Origin of the sequence: Phenylobacterium sp. (assembly GCF_031360265.1) — a bacterium.
In the GTDB taxonomy this organism is placed as follows: domain Bacteria; phylum Pseudomonadota; class Alphaproteobacteria; order Caulobacterales; family Caulobacteraceae; genus Phenylobacterium.
Genome location: NZ_JANMBF010000165.1, coordinates 1 through 4,135 on the forward strand (window position 1 = coordinate 1; position 4,135 = coordinate 4,135).

Genomic DNA, 4,135 nt, shown 5'->3' on the forward strand with positions numbered 1-4,135 from the left:
CCCTGATGGTCACGTCGGGGGCCAACGGCGCGGTGATCTGGCCGTTCTCGGGCGGGGCCGGGCCGATGGGCAAACAGGCCGCCGAGGTCGGCTATGACCAGGCTGCGATGGTCGTGCGCGTCGCCGCCGCGCCCGCGCGCAACTGGATCGCCGCCGGGCTCGATGACGGCCGGGTCTGGGCCTGCGACGTGGCCGGCCAGAAGATCATCCCGCTCAAGGTCGAGACCGGCGCCGCCGTCACCGCCCTGGCCATGAGCCCCGACGCGCTGCGGGTCGCCTGGGGCTGTGAGGACGGCGCGGCGGGCGTGATCGAGATCGCCTCGGCCTGAAGTCTCGGGACGGGCCGGCGCCTATTCGAACGCCGGGAAATCTTCGTCCAGCAGGCCGTCGAGGAAGTCGAACACCGCGGCCTTGGTCAGCGCGTGGGGGATCGCCCCGAAATGATCGCAGCCGGGCACGGTGACGGCGTGGCCCTTGGGGAACACCCGCGCCAGGCCCTGCGGATCGCCCGCCAGGGTGTCGCCTTGGCCGGCCACCACCAGCACCGGCATCGGCAGGGCGGCCAGGGCGTCGGGGTTGAACGGCATGTTACGGACCCGGGTGACCGCCGCCAGCGCCTTCCTGTCCTCGCCCTGTTCGTCGGCGAACTGGCGGAACGAGCGCAGCATGGCGTCGCCGATGGATGCGGGGTCTTCGGCCAGCATGGCCTCGGCCATCGGCTCGCCTGTGACCACGGGCGACGGCTCCAGCAGCGTCTCGCCGACGCCGCCGAGGATCAGGTGCGACACCCGGTCCGGCGCCGCGACCGCCGCCTCCAGCGCCGTGCGCGTGCCCATGGAATAGCCGAACAGGTCGCAGCGCTCGACGCCCAGGTGGTCCATCAGCGACAGCACATCGGCCGCCATCCGCTCGCGCTCATAGGCCTGCGGCTCGTAGAGCTTGTCGCTCTCGCCATGGCCGCGCTGGTCCAGTGCGATCACCCGGAACCCCCGCCGCTCGAAGGCCGCGTACCAGCCGGTGCGCTTCCAGCCCTCGTTGCGGTTGGAGGCAAAGCCGTGGACCAGCAGGATGGTCTTGGTCGCGCCTGGGGGCGCGATGTCGTCATAGGCGATCCGCACGCCGTCGGAGCTGAAGCTGGTCATGGGCCTAAGCCTAGGGGCCAATCGGCGCGCTCTCAAGCCCGCAGCGTACGCCGCGCGGGTCAGGGCGCCTCGCCGGTCCACTCCCAATGCCAGGGCTCGAAGGGGTAGGGGACGAAGCCGAAGCGGTCGGCGTTGCTCACCAGCCAGCGGTATGCGGCGCCGCGGCTCATCGCCAGGCGGTTGGCCTCGGCGCTGGAGTCGGGCCTGAATCCGGGCGCCTGGCCGACGTAGAGATCCACGGCCAGGCCGGTGCGGTGTGGCGAGCAGGTCGCGCGGACGACGCCGTTGCAGTTGCCGTCGCTGGCGCAGCGGGCGGCGTCGGCCTCGGGGCTCCGATAGCCGGAGAAGATGGTCAGGCTTCGAGGGTCGGCGGCGATCCACGGATCCTCGGCGCGGGCGGCGGCGGCGAGCCGGCGGTAGGCGGCCAGCGCGCCCGGGCGCAACTGGATGGCCTTGCCCGAATAGCCCTCCAGCGGTGTCGCCAGCGCCAGGGCGCTTTCCGCGGGCGCCTTGGGACAGACCTGCCGGGCGCTCAGCTGCACGAACGGCCGGCGGATCTGCACCAGGTCCTTGAGTCGGGCGAATACCGCCTCGGTCATCAGGCCGTCGGCGGGGACGCCCTGCCGCGCCTGCCAGGCGGCCAGGGCGGCGGCGAAGGCGGGGCTGTCCGGCGGGCAGGGGGTGGCGATCTCGCGGGCGATCAGCGGCGCATAGATCTCCCAGCCGGTCTCGGGGCGGTTGAACGGCGCCCAGACCAGCGCCGGCAGCGACAGGCGGTTGCCCGCGGCGGCGTCAGCCGGCCCTTCGGCGCAGGCGTCGCCCACTCGATCTGTCGTTGGCCCCGGAATTGCCGTTGGCGGCGAAACCGCCAGGGGCGCCGGTACGGGACGCGGCGCTGGAGCGCGAATTGGCGCGCAACTGGTCACCCGAAGGGCGATCAGGGCCAGCAAGACAACCGCCGTAGCCAGGCCGCCCAGGAACCGCAGCGCCTTTGATGATTTGTGCCTCACGTCGGCAAGTAACGCGCTGCGGTGATCCGAGGTCCATGATGAAGTTCGCCAAGACGGTCCTGCTCGCTGGGGTTTCCCTGACGCTGCTGGGCGCCTGCTCGGACCGCGGGTCCAAGGGTGCGGCGCAGGCCCCGGTCGCTCCGCCCCCCGCGGCCTCGGCCGGCGCCCCGGTCGCGGTGGCCAGCAATACGCCGGCTGCGGCTTCCGACATCGCGCCGCCGGTCCTGGAGACCCAGCCGATCATCGCTTCCGTCTCCTCCCTGGCCTCCCCCATCGACACCGCCGACTGGTCGGCCGCGCCGGAGACCAGGACCGCCAGGCGCAACGCCCTGCTGCGGGCCGAAGTGCTGCTGGCCCGCGCCCACTTCTCGCCCGGCGTCATCGACGGCCAGGACGGCGGCAACCTGAAGAACGCCATCGCCGCTTTCGAAGCCGCGCATGGCTTGCCGGTGGACGGCGCCATGGACGAGCAGGTCTGGTCCGAGCTGGCCAAGGACACCCGGCCCGCCTTGACCGACTACCTGATCACGCCGGACGACGTGAAGGGCCCGTTCCTGGCCAGGATCCCCACCGACATGACCGAGCTCTCAAAGCTCCCCGCCATCGGCTTCACCAGCCCCGCCGAGGCGCTGGCCGAGATGTTCCACATGGACGAGGCGCTGCTGAAGGCGCTGAACCCGGGCGTGGATTTCGCCACCGCGGGCGCGCGGATCGTCGTCGCGGCCCTGGGGCCCGACAAGCTGCCGGCGCCGGTGACGCGGGTCGAGGTCGACAAGACCAGGCGCCAGGTCCGGGCCTATGGCGGCGAGACCCTGCTGGCGGTCTATCCGGCGACGGTGGGGTCGACCGAGCGGCCGGCGCCGCAGGGCGACTGGGCGGTGCGCGCCGTGGCCTCCAATCCGACCTACACCTACGACCCCTCGCGGCTGACCTTCGGCAAGGCCGGGCAGGGCAAGCTGACGATCAAGGCCGGACCGAACAACCCGGTGGGCTCCACCTGGATCGACCTGACCAAGGACACCTACGGCATCCACGGCACGCCGGACCCCAGGCTGGTCGGCAAGACCGCCAGCCACGGCTGTGTGCGGCTGACCAACTGGGACGTTCGCCAGCTCAGCCAGGCCGTGAAGAAGGGAACCGTGGTGGCGTTTGTCGGCGTCGAACAGGCGCACGCGCCGAAGGCCGGCGCGGGCTAGCGTGCTGGATCTGAAGTTCGCCTTCTTGAGGGATCAGGCTCTGAGCGAACTTCAGATCCAAGAAGCACACTAGAAAACAAACACTTGCTAGTGTCCTCGTCGATCCCGAAGTTCGACCGCGCCCGCCTCAGGCGCCCGCGAACTTCGGAATCGGGACACTAGCTTCGCCAGCGCAGGGTGACGGGTTCGACGGGGTTGACGAAGGCGCGCCTCTCTCGCCGGCTCTGCGTCCACTCGCGCTTCAGCTGTCGGTACCACTTGGCCTGACGGTCGGCGTCGTCGATCCACAAGAGGGCCGGGTCGTAGCGCAGGCCCTGGTTCTGCAGGTTCACCATGTCGCCGTCCTGGCGCAGGAACGCGCGGGCGCCCCAGCGGATGAAGGGCTTCAGGAACAGGAAGGCCGGGTGGCCGGACCAGATGATCTGGGTGATCTTCGTGGTCTTCTCATTCACCGGCGTCAGGCAGGTGAGCGACAGGACCTGGCGCTTGCCGACCGTCACATGCTCCCAGCGCAGGCCGGGGATGCGGAAGGTGATCTCGGTCAGGGGCTCGCCGCCGAGGATCGCGTAGGCGCGGCTGTTCTTCGACGGCTCATGGCGGACCATGGCGAAGCCGGCGTCGCGGGGCTCGAATTTCTTGGCCTTGTCGTGCTGGCTCTTGGCCGAACGCCACCACCACTGCTGGTGCACATAGGGGCCGTGGGCCGGGTCCATCAGGCCTACGACAGCGTGGTCGATGTGGGCCTGGAAATCCATCCGGTCGACCAGCTTCGGCCCGCCGCCGACCG

3 protein-coding genes and 2 pseudogenes are annotated in these 4,135 nt (G+C 70.8%); 2 read left to right on the top strand and 3 right to left on the bottom strand.

All coding sequences use genetic code 11. The features are described from left to right. Positions 1-329, top strand: a pseudogene (locus RMN86_RS15155) (WD40 repeat domain-containing protein); the annotation flags it as partial. Positions 330-350: 21 nt separating this feature from the next. Here RMN86_RS15155 and RMN86_RS15160 read toward each other — a convergent pair. Next, positions 351-1,142 carry an alpha/beta hydrolase gene (locus RMN86_RS15160; protein WP_309606688.1) on the bottom strand — a complete coding sequence of 264 codons (792 nt, stop codon included), beginning with the start codon at positions 1,140-1,142 and terminating at the stop codon, positions 351-353. A 59-nt stretch (positions 1,143-1,201) separates the two neighbouring features. Next, positions 1,202-1,966 carry a M15 family metallopeptidase gene (locus RMN86_RS15165; RefSeq protein WP_309606689.1) on the bottom strand — a complete coding sequence of 255 codons (765 nt, stop codon included), beginning with the start codon at positions 1,964-1,966 and terminating at the stop codon, positions 1,202-1,204. Positions 1,967-2,187: 221 nt separating this feature from the next. On the opposite strand from RMN86_RS15165, the gene RMN86_RS15170 reads away from it, so the two are divergent. Continuing rightward, on the top strand, positions 2,188-3,348 hold the full coding sequence (locus tag RMN86_RS15170) for a L,D-transpeptidase (protein ID WP_309606690.1): 1,161 nt from the start codon (positions 2,188-2,190) through the stop codon (positions 3,346-3,348). A gap of 158 nt (positions 3,349-3,506) precedes the next feature. Here RMN86_RS15170 and RMN86_RS15175 read toward each other — a convergent pair. Beyond that, positions 3,507-4,135, bottom strand: a pseudogene (locus RMN86_RS15175) (aromatic ring-hydroxylating dioxygenase subunit alpha); the annotation flags it as partial.

Bases quoted from the DNA above. Each gene is read 5' to 3' on its own strand.
- RMN86_RS15170 (WP_309606690.1), top strand. From the start codon at position 2,188: ATGATGAAGTTCGCCAAGACGGTCCTGCTCGCTGGGGTTTCCCTGACG.
- RMN86_RS15160 (WP_309606688.1), bottom strand. From the start codon at position 1,142: ATGACCAGCTTCAGCTCCGACGGCGTGCGGATCGCCTATGACGACATC.